The 2,383-nt window shown below is 44.1% G+C and carries 2 protein-coding genes; both read left to right on the plus strand.

Features of this window, described 5'->3' with window-relative positions; translation table 11 throughout:
* The first annotated feature begins 416 nt into the window (after positions 1-416).
* Positions 417-1,313: a permease gene (locus F6K13_RS28705; protein WP_287289244.1), complete on the plus strand. Its 897-nt coding sequence runs from the start codon at positions 417-419 to the stop codon at positions 1,311-1,313.
* Between the two features lie 311 nt (positions 1,314-1,624).
* On the plus strand, positions 1,625-2,383 hold a 759-nt coding region (locus F6K13_RS28710), incomplete at its 3' end, for a TIGR03943 family putative permease subunit (RefSeq protein WP_287289246.1).

Below are 2,383 nucleotides of genomic sequence, written 5' to 3' on the forward strand. Positions count from 1 at the left end.
TCACGAAACGAACCGTCCAGCCAGCCACCGCCAACACCCCGTCGGTCGTGGCGAAGATGCCCAGATCGGGCTAACCTGAGATATCGACGCCTGTAGCCGGGTGTCGAGGCCACAAGTTCGTGCTGACTTGCGTGGCGATGTAACCCCAAGCGGGGGTGGAGTCATCGCCCGGCCGTCGCCAAAGCGGAAGCACACCTAGCCGGCTGTCCAGCGGTGGACGGCAGGAGCTAGCGAACTATTGGAGTGAATCCATCGCCACCATAACTGCGGGACCGCTTCCGGTTCCGCCCGAAGAGTTCTTTGACCTGGTCCAGGCCCACGTCGATGGCGTCGCCAACGAGGCCGAGGTCGAGATGCTGCAATCGAATCAGAAGTCCTGGATCGCCGCCCTGTTGCGCATGCTGGACGGGGCCGAAATGGCCCTCGAACAGGTCACCCGCGACGTGCGGGGGCCCGAACGGTCGATGGTGCTCGCCGACTTCGAAGCCGAGCATCGCCGCATCGACGACGTCCTGACCGAACTGATCGGCCCGGCGTCGGTCCGTAGCCCCGAACCGTCCGAGCCGAACAAACCGGCCGCCCCCGTCGTCGAGGAGGGCATCACCCAACTGCAACTGTCGTGGACGGCGGGCCGGGTCGTTGCCTGGGTGCGACCATTATTGCAACCTAAAACTGCTCGTCTATTGCCTAGACCTCAACAGTCAGTTTCTCAAAAAGTTGAAACTTCTCCTCTTTTACAGTCAGGAACATTTTTTCTAGGTCAATCTACCACGTCTATGCCCCTGGAGTCTATCCCACTTTGGCAAGTAGAAGCTAGTACTATTAATCAAAGTCCACTAGGTGTGAGTAGTCAAACCACTTCTAACAAAGATATGAGTTGGAAATCTCTGTTCGTTGCACCTGATCGACAGCGACTTTTATCTTTGTTAAATAGTATGGTGCAAGAGTTACAAGACTTAGGTGGAGTGTTAGTTATTGGTAGCGCGATCGCTGCAATGATTCAGGTTGCTGCACCCCGTGAATTTATTCTGAGTCTTGGTCAGAGTCCTATTAGTTCAATTATTGCTATGCTGACTTTGGCAGCAGTGGTTTCTATTTGTTCGACTGTGGATGCTTTTTTTGCTTTGTCATTTGCTGCAACTTTTACCAGTGGTTCCCTATTAGCTTTTTTGGTTTTTGGACCGATGATTGATATCAAAGCTGTTGGTTTATTATTATCAGTATTTCGGTCGCGGGTTGTAATTTATTTAATGGTATTGGCAGCACAATTAACATTTATTATGGCTTTGATTGTGAATTTATATTTGAGTTAAATTAACTTATAGCAGGGAACAGGGAACAGTCAACAGGCAACAGTAGGAGTAGGAGTAGGAAAATTCTCTGTCTAAGCTTGATCATTAGCATAAGTAAAACATCAACAATAAAACACCAACTCGTTCCTTGCTATATTATTCACATAAGTGGGGCAATTTTAATCAAGGGAACAGGGAACAGGCAACAGTAGGATTAGGAGCAGGAAAATTCTCTGTCTAAGCTTGATCATTAGCATAAGTAAAACATCAACAATAAAACACCAACTCGTTCCTTGCTATATTATTCACATAAGTGGGGCAATTTTAATCAGATGAAAGTTTACAAGTCACTTTTTTCCCTACTCAAAAAATATAGTTCTTGGATAGATGCTATAGCAATTTTTGTTTGGGGTTTTATGTTATTGCATTATTGGATGACAAGCAAGTTATACATATTAATTCATCCTCGTTATTTTGGTTTAACAGTGGGAGCTGGAATTGCTTTACTCTTATTAGGTGGATTGAAAATTTTAGAGTTATGGAGTATTAGCAAAAGTCAAAGATTTAAGAGACAATCAAAACAAGTATTAACCAGTATTGAAAATCAGCATATTAATCTTTTCCCTCCTGGTTGGAGTAGTGGTTTATTATTAATATCAGCTCTACTGGCATTGATGATTACTCCTCAAGTTTTTGCTAGTCAAACAGCATTACAAAGAGGTTTAACAGAATCTTTACCAGTGACTAGAACTCAACCTCAAGAATTTCGTAGTGGTACTAAACCAGAAGAGCGATCACTGATTGAATGGATTAGAATTTTAAATGTTTATCCAGAACCAGATGCTTATAATGAGCAAAAAGTTGAAGTAACTGGGTTTGTAATTTATCCTCCTGGATTATCTGAGCAATATTTTTGGATATCTAGATTTATTTTGACTTGTTGTGCTGCTGATGCTTATCCAGTAGGATTACCAGTTAAATTACCAGAAGGCAGAAGTCGGAGTAAATATCCTCAAGATGGTTGGTTGAAAGTTGAAGGTAAAATGATTACTGATGAGCTGAATAGTCAACGTAAACTAACAATTTCGCCA

Source organism: Okeania sp. SIO2B9, assembly GCF_010672505.1.
GTDB lineage: Bacteria > Cyanobacteriota > Cyanobacteriia > Cyanobacteriales > Microcoleaceae > Okeania > Okeania hirsuta.

Coding starts and splice junctions, on each gene's coding strand:
- F6K13_RS28705 (WP_287289244.1), top strand. CDS start 417: ATGGCCCTCGAACAGGTCACCCGCGACGTGCGGGGGCCCGAACGGTCG.